Annotated in this window: 8 protein-coding genes; 2 read left to right on the forward strand and 6 right to left on the reverse strand. The window is 41.6% G+C overall.

Annotated elements, in window-relative coordinates:
- Positions 1–195 precede the first annotated feature (195 nt).
- The 3 genes from acnB to F6J99_RS17615 form a co-directional block, all read right to left on the reverse strand.
- Positions 196–2805: a bifunctional aconitate hydratase 2/2-methylisocitrate dehydratase gene (gene acnB, locus F6J99_RS17605; RefSeq protein WP_293114026.1), complete on the reverse strand. Its 2610-nt coding sequence runs from the start codon at positions 2803–2805 to the stop codon at positions 196–198.
- Positions 2806–3261: 456 nt separating this feature from the next.
- A complete protein-coding gene (locus tag F6J99_RS17610) occupies positions 3262–3684 on the reverse strand; it encodes a DUF4278 domain-containing protein (protein ID WP_293114027.1) in 423 nt (140 codons plus the stop codon).
- Between the two features lie 254 nt (positions 3685–3938).
- Entirely contained in the window at positions 3939–4121 is a 183-nt protein-coding gene (locus tag F6J99_RS17615; RefSeq protein WP_070392931.1) for a DUF4278 domain-containing protein, read from the reverse strand.
- A 1177-nt stretch (positions 4122–5298) separates the two neighbouring features.
- On the opposite strand from F6J99_RS17615, the gene F6J99_RS17620 reads away from it, so the two are divergent.
- On the forward strand, positions 5299–7869 hold the full coding sequence (locus F6J99_RS17620) for a HEAT repeat domain-containing protein (RefSeq protein WP_293114028.1): 2571 nt from the start codon (positions 5299–5301) through the stop codon (positions 7867–7869).
- Between the two features lie 112 nt (positions 7870–7981).
- Here F6J99_RS17620 and F6J99_RS17625 read toward each other — a convergent pair whose 3' ends face one another.
- From F6J99_RS17625 to F6J99_RS17635, 3 genes are all read right to left on the reverse strand, one after another.
- The gene (locus F6J99_RS17625; RefSeq protein ID WP_293114029.1) at positions 7982–8989 is read right to left on the reverse strand and encodes a hypothetical protein; all 1008 of its coding nucleotides are present in this window, start codon (positions 8987–8989) and stop codon (positions 7982–7984) included.
- Between the two features lie 798 nt (positions 8990–9787).
- Positions 9788–11059, reverse strand: coding sequence for an RNA-guided endonuclease IscB (gene iscB / locus F6J99_RS17630; protein ID WP_293114030.1), 1272 nt, complete (start codon positions 11057–11059; stop codon positions 9788–9790).
- Between the two features lie 1045 nt (positions 11060–12104).
- On the reverse strand, positions 12105–12326 hold the full coding sequence (locus F6J99_RS17635) for a hypothetical protein (RefSeq protein WP_293114031.1): 222 nt from the start codon (positions 12324–12326) through the stop codon (positions 12105–12107).
- A gap of 611 nt (positions 12327–12937) precedes the next feature.
- Between F6J99_RS17635 and F6J99_RS17640 the strand changes: the two genes are divergently transcribed.
- Positions 12938–18700: a type I polyketide synthase gene (locus F6J99_RS17640; protein WP_293114032.1), complete on the forward strand. Its 5763-nt coding sequence runs from the start codon at positions 12938–12940 to the stop codon at positions 18698–18700.

The raw sequence follows: 18700 nt of genomic DNA on the forward strand, positions 1-18700 counted from the left end.
GCGTAGCGTCGGCTTCGCCGATACGCTTCAGGAGATTTGGCCTCTACTGTTCTTGATTCCGGTCAGGAACAGCCACGCCGAGTCATTGAGTGAAGAATCCCCGTCTCTTTAGAGCGGGGAGTGTCAAGTCATAGAAATAATCGGGTGAACCCAAGAGCTCACCCGAAAACTAAGCTAAACTAAACTCAAAGTAATCTACTTAAGCGTTCCCGCTGGAATACCCAAAATATCTTCAATTTTGGGCATTTCTTCGAGAGGAATCACTCGTCCTTCGTCTTCAAATCCAGCGATTTGATCAAAGTTCAAATACTGATACAAATCATTAGCAAAGGGATTAATTTTATCGGCTACAATTGACCGATACTCTTCAACGCTTGGAATCCGACCTAACAAAGCACAAGCTGCTGCTAATTCAGCGGAACCCAAGTAGACTTGGGCACCTTTACCCATACGATTATTAAAATTACGAGTAGAGGTGGAGAATACTGTAGCTTTATCAGCAACCCGAGCTTGATTACCCATGCACAGGGAACATCCAGGCATTTCAGTCCGGGCACCAGCTATGCCAAAGATACCGTAAACGCCTTCTTCTTTGAGTTGTTTCTCATCCATCCGGGTCGGGGGACAAATCCACAACCGAGTGCTAACAGGGGGTTCCCCTTGTAGGACTTTGGCAGCGGCACGGTAATGTCCAATATTGGTCATGCAAGACCCAATGAATACTTCATCGATGCGATCGCTTGCAACTTCAGACAACAATTTCACATTATCTGGGTCATTGGGAGCAGCTACAATCGGCTCGGTGATTTCATTCAAGTCAATCTCGATAATTTCAGCATACTCTGCATCGGGATCGGCTGCCATCAGTACCGGATTTGCCAACCATTCTTCCATCTTGGCCACCCGACGCATGATCGTACGGGCATCGTTATAGCCTCGTGCAACCATATTTTTCAGTAGCGCGATATTGGAACGCAAATACTCAGATACTGTTTCAACTCCCAGCTTAATGGTACAGCCAGCACAAGACCGTTCCGCAGTAGCGTCAGTAAGTTCAAAGGCTTGCTCAACTTTCAAATCGGGCAATCCTTCTATTTCCATAATCCGTCCCGAGAAGACATTTTTCTTATTCTTCTTCTCTACTGTCAGCAACCCTTTTTGAATAGCTACATAGGGAATAGCATTAACAATATCCCGCAATGTTACCCCTGGCTGCAATTCACCTTTGAACCGCACTAACACAGATTCCGGCATATCTAAGGGCATAACTCCCAAAGCAGCACCAAAGGCGACTAATCCGGAACCAGCAGGGAAGGAAATGCCTAGGGGGAAACGGGTGTGAGAGTCTCCACCAGTGCCTACGGTATCAGGTAATAACATCCGGTTCAACCAAGAGTGGATAATGCCATCTCCAGGACGCAAGGCTACACCAGAACGAGAGGCAAAGAAGTCGGGCAATTTTTTATGGACTTTGACATCAACGGGCTTGGGATAAGCAGCAGTATGGCAGAAGCTTTGCATGACTAGGTCGGCACTGAAACCAAGACAAGCCAGTTCTTTTAATTCATCCCTAGTCATGGGTCCTGTGGTATCCTGGGAACCAACTGTAGTCATGATCGGTTCGCAAGAGGTACCTGGACGAACACCCGGTAAGCCACAGGCTTTACCGACCATCTTCTGGGCTAAGGTGAAGCCTTTGCCGGTATCTTCTGGGATGGTTGGACGGGTAAACAGGGGACTTGGTTCTAATCCCAAAGCTTCCCGGGTTTTATCCGTAAGCGATCGCCCAATCAGTAACGGAATCCGTCCACCAGCACGGACTTCATCGAGGATGGTATCGGGTTTGAGGGTAAAGGTGGAAATGACTTCCCCAGCTTGGTTAGTGATTTCACCCTTGTAGGGATGGATAGTAATCACATCACCTGTTTCCATTGTTGAAACATCGCACTCAATGGGCAATGCACCAGAATCTTCAGCAGTGTTGAAGAAGATCGGGGCAATTTTGCTACCTAAGATATATCCCCCAGCCCGTTTATTGGGAACATAGGGGATATCTTCACCAATATGCCAAAGTAAGGAATTAATTGCTGATTTCCGGGATGAACCAGTACCAACAACATCCCCAACATAAGCCACAGGATACCCGTTTTGTTTTAATTTAGCAATAGTATCTAAAGCCGACGGTATCCGAGATTCCAACATGGCCAAGGCATGTAAGGGAATATCTGGGCGAGTGGTGGCGTGAGTGGCCGGGGATAAGTCATCGGTATTGGTTTCTCCAGGTACCTTAAATACAGTCACAGTAACTGCTTCCGGGAGTTTAGGACGCTGAATGAACCACGCAGCATTGGCCCAAGCATCGATGACTTGCTTGGCATAGGGATTGACATCGGAAATTTCTAGAACATCATTGAAGGCATCAAACACAAGTAATGTCTTACTTAGGGCAGTAGCTGCTTCTGCTGCTAAGGTGGTGTGATCCGACTGAAGTAACTCAACCAGGGATTGGACATTGTAGCCTCCAACCATAGTACCCAAGAGGTCTATAGCACCCTGGGGGGAAATTAGGGGACTAGTGAGTTCTGCTTTTGCGATCGCAGTTAAAAACCCAGCTTTGACATAAGCTGCTTCATCCACTCCAGGGGGAATGCGATCGCGTAACATAGCCATTAATGCTTCTTCTTCCCCAGCTGGTGGATTTTGCAGCAGTTCACAAAGTTGGGATGTTTGCTCAGCATTTAGGGGTAGGGGAGGAATTCCTTGAGCTCCCCGTTCAGCTACGTGTTCACGATAAGAGTTCAGCATGATAGATTTACCTGTGCGCGTGCTTCATGTATGACAATTTTTACAAACTATTGCCCTAACCGAATATGCAGGGTAAGCCCAAGAATCAATAAAGCGGCATTATTCTCAACAATATTGATAAAAAAATGCAATAGTACTGAGCTATCTTGGCTTATTATGGTCATAATCCTTGGTCTATATTAGATTTTGGCTAAATTGTTCTTGTGGTTACCCTGCCAGAATATAAAAAGTCATCAAAGCATAAAAAAAGCGATCGCTATGGATCGCCCTGTCTGATGTTAGAGATTTGTGAATATGTGAAAAAGGTTAAATAAGGTTTGGTCAATCTATATCGCAATGGCTAGGGTTATCGAAAATCCTAATAGGTGCGCTTTCCGCATCTAATTATTAAATTCGCCACGGGTCGCACCTAAAACTAGCTCGCCACCAGACCTGTGAGAGTTCTTTGTGAACTAACTAGATCGGTTGCATCTGCTTTGACTCCTCTTCTAGAAGCCGCACCAGATTCTGATCACCTTTAGCTTTAGCTACCTCTAGACGATGTTCCAAAGTTTGGCGCATAGTAGCCAGATGGGCTTTTCTGCTCTCATTCAAGACTTTTTGCAGCCGGTGGCGAGCAATCGATGTCTTTGCAGCTACAGTAGAAATCGATTTAGCCACTGGTTGAGAATCAGCGACAGTATTAGTTACAGTTGCATTACCAGTGCAGTAGGAAACACCACGCCATTTCAGATGATTTACCGGTGGCGGTTCAGGCATGTGTCTGGGATAGTGAAATTTCCAATTCTGAGCCCGATAAACACCACCAATTTCCCCCTCTCTCACTTCTAGTAAAGAGGGTTCAGCGTCGTAACTTACACCACGATACCTAAGTTTCATATCTATTACCCCTCCGATTGACTAATAATAATATCAGACTACTTTTTTCAATAGTCTTGAGTGCTTTCAATAATGTTGAGTACTTAAATCTTGAGTACTGAAATGTTTAGTACTAGAATGCTGAGTACCGAAATGCTGAGTACCGAAATGTTTAGTATTGAGTAATATGTGATCAATGTTTACTCAGCCCTGAGGTCTTGACGCACCCAGCAACCAGCACTTTTTGACTCAAACAAAACTAGTTATAGTAATAGCTACCCTCTTTTATAGCTAACACCACGATAGGTCATGTTAGCCGATGATTTACGCCAAGGATTATGCTTAATCCGGTGAACTTTCCAGCTATGACCCCGGTAAGTCCCACCAATTTCACCTTCAGATACTTCTAGGGTAGATGGTTCACTTTGATAACTGACACCTCGGTAAGAAAGTTTCATTGCTCGAATACCTCCAATTGGATTGCTTAATGAGATTGCTTAATGGAATTGCTTAATAAGTTGGTTGGCCATAAATTGCTGAATAAGCTTAATAAGTTGCTTGGCCAGGTGAGGAAATCTGTCTAAGAGTTAGGGAAGCTTGCCCTAGGTATCACTTTATTGGATTCTCTACGGCTGATCTACTTCAGGACATCTGAGTTGAGAGCCACTGAGCCGACAGAGACCTCAATGCTTATTTAATTCCAATTTTTAATTCTGTATCTATTTTGACACTTTTTTGGCGAAAAGTCAAATGTTAAGAAAAAAAACAGAATTCCATCCTTTCCGGTGATTAAGGTTATCGACTAAGGGGGTTATGACCAAGTTTCCTAGGTCTTCGCAAAGCATGGAAGCCCTCAACTACGCCTCTTGTCCCTAATACTAAGAATTAATACTTAATACTAAGAATTAATACTTAAAACTTAATACTAAGAATTAATACTTAGGGTTTGCTGAAAAAGTCTTTTGGTAAGGGATTGAGTCAGGAGTCAGGAGTCAGGAGTTAGGAGTTAGGAGAATTATATAGAAGGTAGGAGGAGGAATTCTCCCTTGATTTTTCTGCCCTTGTCTGCCCAAAATCCTAACTTTTTGAGCTTTTTGGACCGATTTGCTTTCACTTTTTTCGACCCAAAAAGGCTAAAACCTTTATCTGTCAATGCGCATCAGAGTTAATCAGCAAGCCCTACTTAGGTGCTCCGGACTGGATATAGCACTACCCATCAAGGTCAGGACATTGTCTTGATGCAATAGCGAGTGGGGGAACCCCCTTTGGCGGCACTGCCTCCCCAAGACCGTAATGGTGCGTTTTCCGCATCTAATTATTAAATTTGCCACGGGTCGCACCTGAGGCATCGCTCCTAAACTCCGAAACGTGAGTCTAGTTGACTTGTGACTTGTGACTTGTGACTTGTGACTTGTGACTTGTGACTTGTGACTTGTGACTTGTGACTTGTGACTTGTGACTTCTGACTTGTGAGTTCTGACTTCTGACTTCTGACGCTAAGCGTAGCGCTATATCAGGGAGTGGGGAATCCTCAAAAGTACCCTTAGGGGTACTTTTATAGCCCCTCAGAGAGATAAAACTGGATTTGTGAAGAGATTGCTTGTATCTATACTCACGAAACCTTGGAGAACTTCTATGATTAGGTGCATCAAACAACCCACTTCCTCAGTGCTCAAGGTGTTTTTACTAGGCTGCTCATTGCTACTGCTGCCCTGTAGTCCTGGGTTAGCTCAAGGGTGTACTCAAGCAGAGATTAAGACTAATATCGCCAGATTCAACGATATAAACAACACAAGGGCTAAACAAGCTATAGTCCAATGTGGTTCAAAATCTGTCTATTTACTGATTGAAGCCCTGAAGACGGATAAATCTGCTGCAGTTCGGGAGGGAGCTGCTGTTGCTCTGTGGAGTATGGGAGAGGAAGGGGATCGAGCTGTCCCTTGGTTGATTAAAGCCCTAAGGAATGATGACTCGGCACCAGTTCGTGCCAAAGCCGCTTCTGCTCTGGGATTGATGGGAGAAGCATCTTATCAGGCTATCCCTGACCTGATTGATGCACTTAAGGATGAATCTGCTGAAGTTCGTGCCAATGGTGCTTATGCCCTAGGGAACTTGGGAAATAAAACCCATGAGGCTGTACCTCACCTAATTGAAGTCTTGAGGAAAGATTACTCTGCTGAGGTTCGTGCTAATGCTGCTTATGCCCTAGGGAATAAAAGAGAGGCAGCCAAGTCAGCTATACCTTACCTGATTGAAGCCCTAAAGGATGAAACATCCTTATCGGTTCGCAGGACTAGCGTCAATGCCTTAGAGCAGATTGCTGAGAAAACTAAAGATGTTGCTCCCCAGCTGATTGAGCAACTCAGGAACGATAAATCTATTCTGATCCGGATTTACGCTAGCGAGATACTAGGGGAAATTGGAGAACCAACTAAGGATGCTCTGTCTCTATTAATTGAGTTGCTTCAGGATAACTCAGTCTATGCTCGGTATTATGCCGCCTCTGCTCTAGGAAAGATGGGAACGCAAGGGACTAAGGCTGTTCCTCACTTAATAATCCTGTTGAAAGATGAATCTATCGATGTTCGCTATTCCGCCGCCTCTGCCCTTGTCGAAATTGCTTCTAAGCTTGGAAAACAAAAGAAGCAGCTCACCAAAGTGCAATTGCAAACATCAATACTGCAATTTGAAACAGTGATCAAACGGCTAGAGCAAGACACCGATACAATTTTTCAGGATAGATGGATAGAAACGGTTCGTGGTGGTCTTGATAATCTCCAGCAAGAACAGGATTCTCGTAGTAATCAGAAAATTTTTGGGCGAGGGGTGATTATCTGGCTAACTCATATGCTATTTTGGTTTGGACTAATACTGCTTTATCCCAAATCCTCCCAAATCCAAGCTATCTTCTTTTGGAATCCCTGGGTGCGGAAGTTTTTTGGACTGGGGTACGTAGGCATAGCCATAACTTGGATTCCCTTTCTACGCTCCAAGTTATTTGCCCCCTTCCAGGAATCCTTGCTGTCAGATGCAGATTTAGAAAACTTTGATGAGCAAGCTTACTTTCCTAACTTGGAAGTCGAGCGGAAGGGAAAAAATATAACCCAACCCATTCAAGAACCAATACCAGATCTGGAATTACCCATTGTCCTGGAAGGAGAATCAGGATTAGGGAAATCCATGTTTCTACGCCACTTAGTGAAATCATCTAAGCGAATCATCGTCTATTTACCTGCTGAAAAATGCGCTAATGGCGTGATCGAAGCGATTCAAGCAAAACTTCATGGATTCGCCCAAGACTCTGGTTTCTTGCGAGACCTGATTTACAGTGATGCCATTGATATCTGTATTGATGGACTCAATGAAGTCACTCCAGACACACGAGCGATGATTACCAGTTTTGTGGAAAGTTACTTCAAGGGCAATATTATCATCGGGACCCAATCCATGGAGTGGCAGACCCCCTCTTGCGCTACGACCTATGTACTGCAACCATTGAAACCTAAGCAGATTGAGAAATTTTTACTATCGCGCTATAAAATTATGCCCCCAGATGCTCCCATCTCGGGTATAAAGTACAAACAAGCCTGCGAAAAGTATATTGACACCGTTTTACATCAGTACCAATCAGAAGAAGAACAGAGAGCTGTGCGTCGGATGCTGTCCAACCCGATGGACCTGACCATAGTGGCTCAGATGATAGCCCATGGGCAGAAACCAGACTTGCTGAACTTGCAGCAACAGCAGTATCAATATATGGCTCAGGAGTATGAACAACTCTATCTGAGACAATTTCCCCTAGAGGCATTTGCTGAGACAGTTTACCAGATGCGCTTGCAAGACCAGGTAGCTATACCAGCTGACAAATGGTTTGAAGAACTGATTTGCATGGAACGCTACAAAATGGTATTTTGCCGTCTATTTGTTGACCATGCAGGCAATCATCGAAAAGAATGGTATTTCCGTCACGACAAAATCCAGGACTTTTTCATCGTGCAGACCTTTCTAGGTGAGGGAAATGATTTGCCAAACAAGCATATCAGTGACCCTAGATTTCGCGGTGTGTACTTCCTCTTGGCAACTCTACTGCCGTGGAATGCTGCTTGGAACTTGCGGGAAACCTTAATTCAATATGCAGCGAATACTAAAGACCATACAGTTAGTGATACTTTTGTTCAACTGTTGTTGTCCCGGCAAGCAGCATGATCTGTATGATCTGTTGTTCGCGTAGCGTGGCCAAAGGCCAAGGTTCTTCGCGTAGCGTGGCCGTTCGCGCAGCGTGGCCTACAGCCTTAAGGCCAGGGTTGAATGTTGAAGGTTAAGGGTTCTGATAAAAGCCCATTACTCTCTGGACATAGTCAGCAGTTGCGCCACTGTTGCAGCCAGAGGGTTTTCCTGTCATCCACCAACAGGCGGTACGGCGAACAGCAATCATTTCATTGTTGCCACTATCTCTCAATTCAATATCTAGTTCCCGTCTGATGATGCAAGCCACAACACTGCGTGCTGTGGTTGGGTCGGCTTCAAATTGTGCAGGTGTCATGGCCTGTCCTGCACATTGAGATGTCCAGCTCGGGATAATGGCGGGTAAAACTTGCCACTGGCTGTACATGCCATCATTGGGACGATTGGGTGGTGCGGAAAGCCGCAGTGCTTCGACAAGAGCATTGACTTGCGGATCAAGAGTGTTGACTTGCGGATCAAGAGTGTTGACTTGCGGATCCTCTACTGGTGCGAATACTGGTGTGGACCTATGTTGCTGCTGATAAAAGCCGAGTACTCTCTGGACATAGTCAGCAGTTGCGCCACTGTTGCAACCAGAGGGTTTTCCTGTCATCCACCAACAGGCGGTACGGCGAACAGCAATCATTTCATTGTTGCCACTATCTCTTAATTCAATCTCTAGTTCCCGTCTGATGATGCAAGCCACAACATTGCGTGCTGTGGTCGGGTTGGCTTCAAATTGTGCAGGTGTCATGGCCTGTCCTGCACATTGAGATGTCCAGCTCGGGATAATGGCAGGTAAAACTTGCCAGTCGCTGTACATGCCATCATTGGGGCGATTGGGTGGTGCCGAAAGCCGCAGTGCTTCTACAAGAGCGTTGACGTATTTATCCTCTACCTGTGCTGATACTGGTATTGCCCACAACCCCACACTCACTATTATAGCAAGTCTTATACCCATGAGGTACAAATCTCTGGGTTTTAGGGACTTCGGAGCAGGGACTGAGGCCGTTGGCCACGCTACGCGAACGGAGCAGGGACTTCGGAAGAGGCAAGAGGCAAGAGGCAAGAGGCAAGAGGGAAAAAATAATGTGTACCTCATAGCTATGATAAACGCTATATTCCAGTCAAGAGCAGATTTGGAAATTTATTGATTACTTTATTGATTACATATAAAGTGATCATTTTCAGATTTATTTTATATCTAAAATTAACTGAACTAGAAATGCCATTGATCCCGACAGTGATCAGTGAAGGATGAACGATGAATTATTAATAATGAATACCCCCATGGTAGGAGTTCTCACAGGGGTAGGTTTTTTACATTTGGGTAAAACATGGGACGACCCAGAGGGAGAGGAAAAGAAAAACAACGAACAAGCGATGCAGCTTCGGAACAGGGGGTTTCCCCCACTCGCGCTTTGCATCAAGACAATGATGATTTTTAGCGATGCAGCGCCTTCACGCGGGGGTTTCCCCCACTCGCGCTTTGCATGGCTGACAACGACAATAATGGTATATTTTCTTATCCCCCACACCCCACACCCCACGCCCCACACCCCACACCTGACGTCTTTGTAAAAAACATACCCTTGAAAGCATGGTAGGAGTTAGGGGCTTGTACTGGAAAAACGATTAATAAAAAACTATGTGCTGATAGGGTTTTTATTTGGGTTGTAAACACAGGCATGGCAGAAAGTTGCTTGGCTTAAATAAGCAAAAGGCAAGAGGGGAAAGAGTTCCAGAGTTTTATTGAACAATCAAAAAAGACCTCTGAGGTTTACATCTCATTTGGAAACGCCATATTATGTGGTAATTCATCGTTAATCATCTGTCCGCCTCCCGGTCGTCTCCCACTATAATCTTTGATTTAGTGGTGAGAGGAAAGGGAGGACAGAGTTTAAATCGTATAAGCATAACCATCCTTTCTGTGAATAAATCGACAATATTTGTGACTAATTCCTTGCACTAGTCCTCCCAAAGTTGAGATATTGAAAGACCCTGATTTTCTGGTTGCGACCCGTCCTACATAAGTACCAATCTTTTTTCCCTTGGTAACCACCGCGCGGACAATATCTCCTGTCTGAAAGCCTTTGTGAAGTTTAATTCTGGAGCAATGACGAATGGGGAACCCATACTTATTAGTCCTACAGAGCTGACGAGTGCCGTGTCCCTTAGCTGTTATCACCAAAGGTAGGGCTACTTCAACAATCAGTGTTTCAACTTTTCCAACATTCGCCGCATCTAACCAATGAGTTTTAGGAAGACTTTGGCGGCACCTATTGAACTTTGTTAATCCACCGCTACCTACTTCAACAGGTAACCCTATCGATTTAAGGTCGTGGTACAACTTCCAGCGGGTCGTATTGACAGAAGCCGCATCAGCCAGAGGGCGTTTGGCTTGACTTAAAATACGTTTCAAGATACTAGGATTTTTGGACAAAAAAAGCTCAATATCTTGATTGGATTTCGCTTGGTTGCATGCATGACATGCAATAGTTAAATTAGAAACCCGATTGGAACCACCTTTAGATAATGGCTTGATATGTTCGATTTCTAACTGAGTACCTGTTACCCCACAATAAGCACACTTGCGATTCCATTTTTCAAGTAAATATTCCCGAAGTTCATAGCCAAAAAGTGTACCCTGTTGGTACTCGATACCAGATATTTCAGGATTTTGCAGCTTTTGAGTGTCGAATCTAACCAATTCTTGGGATATACCGGTGATAGGACAGAATCGAATCAACTTTTTAACCCAAGTTAGAATATTTTGAACTCTAGACGTCAAACTAGGCGCTAACCAACCTTTCGGTCTAGTTCTGTTAAGAAATCTGGGCTTGCGGTATCGAGTTTTGCGATTACGTCTACTGCGCCTCAATTGTCTACGAGAACTCAAAGCTTCTCGGATCTGAAAACCTCTATGAGTGAGTTCAGCTCCCCAAACTACTCGAAATCCTTGAACGATAGCTAAACCGCTTGTTTTTGCTCCAGGGTCTATTTTAAATTGGTGTTCGTGAGTTACTGGATTCTTTATCTCCTCTGTCAAAACGATGGTGAATGGGTAACGGCGATAGACCTTTGCTTTCCCTGCCGAGAGTAGAATCCTAGCTCTAGCAGGTTTACATGGGTCTAAAGGTTGTAGATTGCTGTTTAGAACAAAGACACGCATAATTGTGTTTTCTCCTATTACTAGGGTTAAGTTCGCCGAGTGCTTCGCACACGCTGGCGCGAACGCCAATGTTTTTTGAGTTTGTTTTGTCAACAACACTGTCTTAACCCATTTATGACTGTTTAATTGCCGACCACAGAGCAGAAGACTGGCGACGCATCTAAAGGTGTGATAGCTCAAAAAACGTAGACTAAAAAGTCTGAGGCTGGTCACGTTATGAGCTTTTTCAAGCCCCCGTTATACCGCGATTAGCGGTTAACGGTGGGTTCGTGACTCCTAAGACATACTTCCTTGGACTTAAGGAATTTTTGAGAATAATTGGATGATGATGGGGGCTGTGAACAATAGAGCAATATCTAAAATCGTGATGGCTGCAAAGCGTATTTGTTGAGTATTCATGATGCACCGTTTCGTTGAGTATTAACAGCTGACCTAAGAATGCTAGCGGTAACTTAAATCCATTTCATCGGTTTAGATCACGCAAGGCTGTGATTTAGGACAACGCCTTTATGTGATCTTGATCACTAGTTTTACCCAAAATCCTCTAAACCGTCATTTATAAAGTAAAGATTAAATCGCTGTAGGGCGCGTGATAGCGTAGACCATTGGTAAGTTGTTATTAGTGACAGGACGAAAATTAGCCGCAGAGGCACTATATTAAATAAGTGCGTTACAAATTATTAACGCACCCAAAGGATTTAATATTTATTTTATAAATAAGCTCTAAATTACTGATTTTTGATTAGGTTTTGTTGGCGATTGTTTGTTAACAGTACTATGCAGCAAACTATCAACAAACAACCGATTATATCAAGTCCAGTGAATCACTTCCAAAATAATCCCTGGATAGTTGGTAATGAGTAATAGTTGATGGAGAATCGTAAACTACCAATTACCAATTATCAATTACCAATTACCAATTACTAATTACCAACTATAGCGTTTCTAGGACTCATGAGGTACACATTATTTTTTTCCTCTTCCCTCTTTCCTGCTCCCTGCTCCCTAAAAACCAGAAATTTGTACCTCACAAGTCGTAGAATTGCTATAACTGGGGCTTCTTGCTCAGTTTCTTTTTCTGCCGTAACTCTTCTTCTAATTGACTGATGCGTTCGGTTAACTCTTTTACCTGTTTCTCTAATACTTGATTCTGCTGAGCCAACAACCCTATTATTGCTTGCTGCTGTTGCACAAACAAGCGCAGACGTTCCTCCTGGTGGAGGTCGGTTGTTTCGTCAAGAGTGGCCAGCACAGGAATTTCAGTCATATCTGAGTTAGACCAGATTTACGTACTTTTGGCAAGGGGGCTGCCAACATAGATCCTAAACAGGGGGTGCAGGGGTAATTGACAAGTTACGTAAAAATGATCAAGTTTTTAACGTTTAATTAAGCCGACCTACTTAATACATAAAACTTCGTAAAAATTAATTATAATAAATAAAATTTTATTTTACAAAAAATTAGAGCTATATTCCTTACACTGCTTGGTTTATAACTATTTTCGTCCCCCCCCAAATAGTGTTGACTTAATCAAATAATAATGATAAATTACCAAAGGTTATTAAGCAGACTAGTTAGATAGGCTACGCTCAAAACACATGAAATCCATCAGAACAAAGTTCAAACTTAATAACAAACAGAAAAACATGATGGCTCAACACCCAGGAGCAGATGATGTTTAAACTGGGGTTTAAATTTGTGTAATATCGAGATTTAAACCCAATTATAAGGAGCAAAAAATGCGGTGGGCTTGACTTCAATGCCTGTGGTTGAGTAACCGCAGACGGTCTCAGGGTCAGCAGGAATTAAACATGATAAAATTATCACGTTATGTGACGTTTTCATGTATCCTTCTTTTGGAGCAGTGTAGGGGTGATTATGAATCCGAAATACCAGAGCGATCTAATAGCTATTATTGGTATAGGTTGTCGATTTCCTGAAGCGAATGACCACAACCAGTTTTGGCAGAATCTTGAACAAGGAATAAATAGTATTAGTGAAATTCCTTCCCAAAGGTGGGAAGTAGAGAAGTATTATTCTGAAACTCCCGAAACCCCCAATAAAACTATTAGTAAATGGGCAGGACTGATAGAAGGGGTAGACCAGTTTGATGCCCAATTCTTCGGTATCTCCCCCAGAGAAGCAACAAGAATGGACCCTCAACAGAGAATAATGCTGGAGTTGAGCTGGTCTTGTATAGAAGATGCGGGTTATTCACCATTAGAACTATCTGGAAGTCAAGTAGGAGTATTTATCGGTTCTTGTAACTACGACTACAATGAGTTGCAACACCAAAATGAAAATATTGAAGGGCATACCGCTACAGGAAGTTACACCTGCATCATTCCCAATAGAATCTCTTACTTCTTCAATTTTCACGGCCCCAGTTTGCCTGTAGATACAGCCTGCTCTAGCTCCCTAGTAGCACTTCATCAAGCAGTAAATTCGATTAAAGAAAAAGAATGTGAGATGGCATTGGTAGGTGGAATAAGTGTATTATGTACACCAACAAGTTATATATCCTTTAGTCAACTAGGAATGTTGTCTCCAAACGGACAATGTAAAACTTTTGATAGTGAGGCAGATGGTTATGTAAGGGGGGAAGGAGCGGGAGTAGTCTTATTAAAACCTTTAGCCAAAGCACTCTCAGATGGAGATAGAATATACGGTGTAATCAAAGGAAGTGCTATTAATCATGGAGGCAAAGCAAGAACATTAACCTCTCCCAATGTTTATGCTCAAGCTCAGGTATTGCGAGCGGCCTATACAAATGCAAATATTGCCCCCAACACAGTTTCCTATATAGAAACTCATGGTACAGGAACACCCTTGGGAGACCCCATTGAAATAAATGGTCTCAAACGCGGCTTTAAACAATTGCATCAACAATATGAAGTACCATTAACAGAAAAACCCTATTGTGGTTTGGGAGCAGTCAAAACAAATGTTGGGCATTTAGAAGCTGCTGCTGGCATGGCTGGAGTCATCAAAGTTTTGTTAGCAATGAAGCACAAAAAATTGCCAAAATTAGCAAATTTTCAAAAATTAAACCCCCGTATAAAATTAAAAGACAGCCCATTTTACATAGTTAGTGAAACTAAAGAATGGCAACAGTTACAGACGGAAAAAGGAGAGATAATTCCCCGACGGGTAGGAGTCAGTTCATTTGGGTTTGGAGGTGTTAATGCTCATGTGGTGTTGGAAGAACCACCAGAACAAGTTAAAAGTCAAAAGTCAAAAGTAGATGTTCTAGAGCGTCCACAACAGATTTTAACCCTCTCAGGGCAGACGGGGAAAGCACTGAGGGTACTAGCAACAAAATATCAAACTTATTTACAATCAAAAACTGAGTCATCGCTACAAGATATATGCTTCAGCGCTAATACAGGGCGGACACATTTTACAGAAAGACTAGCAATAGTAGCAAAATCAAACAGTGATTTACAGCAAAAATTAGCAGATTTTATTCAGGATAATGAGATAAACGGAGTGGTAAGAGGAAAAGCAGAAAGTCAGGATAAGGAGATAGCTTTTCTGTTCACAGGGCAGGGGTCTCAATATGTAGATATGGGACGACAATTATATGATACTCAACCCACATTTCACAAAATTATAGACCAATGCAATGAAATTCTGAAAGAATATCTAGAAGTACCTCTATTAGACGTTTTATATCCTCAAGATTCACAAAACTCAAGTTCTAATTTGTTAGACCAAACGGCTTATACCCAACCGGCTCTGTTTGCTATTGAATACGCTTTGTTCAAGTTATGGGAATCTTGGGGAGTTAAACCAAGTGTAGTCATGGGTCACAGTGTAGGAGAATATATAGCAGCAACAGTAGCAGGAATTTTCAGTTTAGAAGATGGTTTGAAGCTGATAGCGGAGCGGGGTAGGTTAATGCAGCAGTTGCCCCCCGGAGGAGAGATGGTGTCAGTGATGGCCTCAGAATCTCAAGTTATAGAAGCTATAGGTAACTATAGTTCAAAAGTGACAATAGCAGCTATTAATGGACCAGAAAGTATAGTGATTTCTGGTGAAAGTGAAGCGATCGCAAGTATTTGTAGTAAATTAGAAGTAATGGGAGTTAAGACTAAGCAGCTACAGGTATCCCATGCTTTCCATTCTCCTTTGATGGAGCCAATGTTGGCCGAGTTTGAAACAGTAGCTCAGGAAGTCATCTATAGTCAGCCTCAGATACCACTCATTTCTAATGTCACTGGTCAAAAGGCGAGTTCAGAAATGACTACTGCTAAATATTGGGTAAATCATGTCCGACAACCAGTAAAATTTGCCCAGAGTATGATAACTCTAAATGAGCAAGGGTATGAATTGTTCCTAGAAATTGGACCCAAGCCAATATTATTAGGCATGGGGCGTCAATGTTTACCAGAAGCGATCGGTATTTGGTTACCGTCGTTACGTCCTGGAGTGGATGAATGGCAGCAAATGCTATCAAGCTTAGGACAATTATATGTAAGAGGAGTAAAAGTATATTGGTCAGGGTTTGACTCAGACTATAATCGTCATAAAGTAGCATTGCCAACGTATCCATTTCAGCGAGAAAGATATTGGATAGATACTTCTAAAAATCACTATAATAATACTGTTAATGGCAGTTCTAGTTTAGTTGTGAAATTACTTAATCAAAGTGATATACAGGGATTAAGTCAAGAAATCAAATTAGATGCAAACTTGACAGAAGATGAGAAAAGTTTATTGCCTAAGTTGGTGAACATTTTAACTAATAGGCATCAAATTTATCTTCAATTAAAAGAAAATGTAGTTTATGATTACTATAATTCTTTTACAGAGCTTAGTAAGGGCAAATTAAGCCAAGAAAAATATCAAGAAACTAAACCACTACAATTTATAACTTTTGGTATATTACCAGAAGCAATTCCAGGTTTTTCTTGGGTAAAAATATTTATAGAACCAAATCAAAACCTAACATATCAAACAGCTTCGCTAGAGTCACAGCAAGAGTTAAGAAAACTGTGTTTTGCACCAGTAGATTTCTCCTCTTGTAAGAAAGTATTAGATTTTGGTTGTGGATATGGCTCAGATTTAATCACATTAGCTAAAAGTTACCCACATTTACAACTAAATGGTTATACAATTTCTAGGGAACAAGCTAAGTTTGCGACCAACCAAGTTAATTCCTATCAACTGCAAGAGCAAATACAAATTTTTAACCGAGATAGCTCCAAAGATGAATTTCCTGATAACTATAACCTAATATTTGGATTTGAAGTGGCTCATCATATTAAGAATAAGTCATTGTTGTTTTCTAATATAAGTAGACATCTTGAGGAAGAAGGATTATTGGTAATGGCCGACTTTATTGCCAATGGAGATTTTGACATTGACCATGAAGAAACTTCATCTTACTTTATCACAAAACAGCACTGGTTAGAGCAATTATCACCCAATCATTTACAACTTATAAGTACCATAGATATTAGTCAGGAAATAGCAAACTATTTGTACGATACTGAATTTGAAGAAAGTCTCAATGATTTGAATAAAAAAGGTTATGATGAAAATATAAAATCTGCATTTAAGTCTTACAATCAGTTAGGTAAACTGCTGAGAAAAGGATTGGCAAGCTATGTATTGTTAGCTGCTAAAAAACAGGAGATAATCCCTGAAGATAAAATTTATCATTTGAACCAAGAAAAACTCAATCAACTGTTGTCTTACTCAGAAGTATCAGAAAAACAATGGATTTATGAATTGAAATGGGAACATAAAACTAACAAGCAAAGAAAGTTAAACTTGCCCAGCCAACCTGGTGTTTGGTTAATATTTAGCAATGATAATGATACGCAACAATTACAAACTTTTTTAGAACAAAAAAATAAAAGTTGTGTCATAGTAAGTCCAGGTTCTAGCTACAAACAGTTAGGGAATGGATATTATCAAGTCAACCCAACAAAATTACAAGAATTTAAACAACTAATAAGAGATGTGTTGAGCAGCCAATATCAGTTAGAAGGAGTAGTTCATTTATGGAGTATTAATACCTCAATAGAAAATTTAGAAACTTCTCAAGAGTTAGGTTGTGCCAGTGTACTGCATTTGGTACAAGCAATGGTATCAGAATTGCGATTAATAGTACCTCTATGGTTAGTTACTCAAGGAACACAAAATGTAGATATCGAAGAAGAAAATCAACAGGAAATCCAAGTACATCAAGCACCTATATGGGGATTGGGTAGGGTGATAGCACTAGAACATCCAGATCTCAATTGTAGGAGAGTTGATTTAGATCGAACAAACATATCATTAGGATTAGAATACTTAACCAAAGAACTATTAAATCCAGATGGTGAAGACCAAATAGCTATCCGTAAAGAAAAACGTTATGTAGCTAGATTAGTAAGGCGATCGCACAAAAGCTTGGAGAAGAAGCAACAAATAGCACTTAAAACAAAAGTAAGTTACTTAGTGACTGGTGGTTTGGGAGCTTTGGGACTAGAAGTGGCTCAATGGATGGTTAAACAGGGAGCACGACATATCGTATTAAATAGCCGTCGCAACCCATCAGAAATAGCTCATAAAACTATTCAAGAATTGCAACAAACTGGTGCAAAGATATCAGTTGTACTAGGAGATGTATCTAAAGAAGAAGATGTGGCTAATATCCTAAAGCAGATTCAGGAATCTCAACCACCATTACGAGGAGTAATTCATGCAGCAGGGGTTTTAGATGACGGTGTTTTACAGAATATGACTTGGGAGCGTTTTGATAAAGTTCTGGCTCCCAAATTACAAGGAGCTTGGCATTTACATAATTTAACTCAAAAACTACCACTAGAGTTCTTTGTTTGTTTTTCTTCAATAACATCGTTATTAGGTTCATCAGGTCAAGGAAATTATGCTGCTGCCAATGCTTTTATGGACGCTTTAGCTTATCATCGTCAGAGTATAGGATTACCAGGATTAACAATTAACTGGGGAGCCTGGGAAAAACGAGGAATGGCTGTTCGTCTAGGGAATAAACATCAAAGTCGTCTGCAAACAGCAGGAATGAGTTTTATTTCTCCAGAAAAAGGATTACAAATATTAGGAGAGTTATTACCGGATAAAGTTAGCCAAGTAGGAGTATTTCCTATAAATTGGTCTAGATTTGCTAAACAATTGCCTGGTGGAGTTAAAATGCCATGTATAGAAGCATTTCTTTCAAAACAAGAACCCAAAGAAACTAACAGTAAATATTTTTTAAATCAATTGGTACAAGCAGTAGAAAATGAACGTAAACAAATTCTTATCTACAAGCTTCAAACCGAAGTAGCTAGTATACTAGGATTGTCTAAATCTAAACTGCCCGACCCAGAATTAGGCTTTTTTAGTTTAGGAATAGATTCCTTGATGGCTGTTGAGCTAAGAAATCTGTTGAGTTCTACTTTTAATTCCTCCATCAGCACAGCTACATTGTTTGAAACGTCTAATATCAAAGACTTAGCTGAATACTTAATCAAAGAAATTTTCCCAGAAGAGCAAGACCAGGAAGATGTTCAAGATAGTCAGAATATAAATACTCCCAAGAAGATAGAAACACAATTTGAAGGAGAAATTGATAGTGCGATCGCCTCAGAATTACAAGAAATCCAAGCTTTACTGAAGGAGGAGCCCTAG

This window comes from Moorena sp. SIO4G3, from assembly GCF_010692305.1.
In the GTDB taxonomy this organism is placed as follows: Bacteria; Cyanobacteriota; Cyanobacteriia; order Cyanobacteriales; family Coleofasciculaceae; genus Moorena; species Moorena producens_A.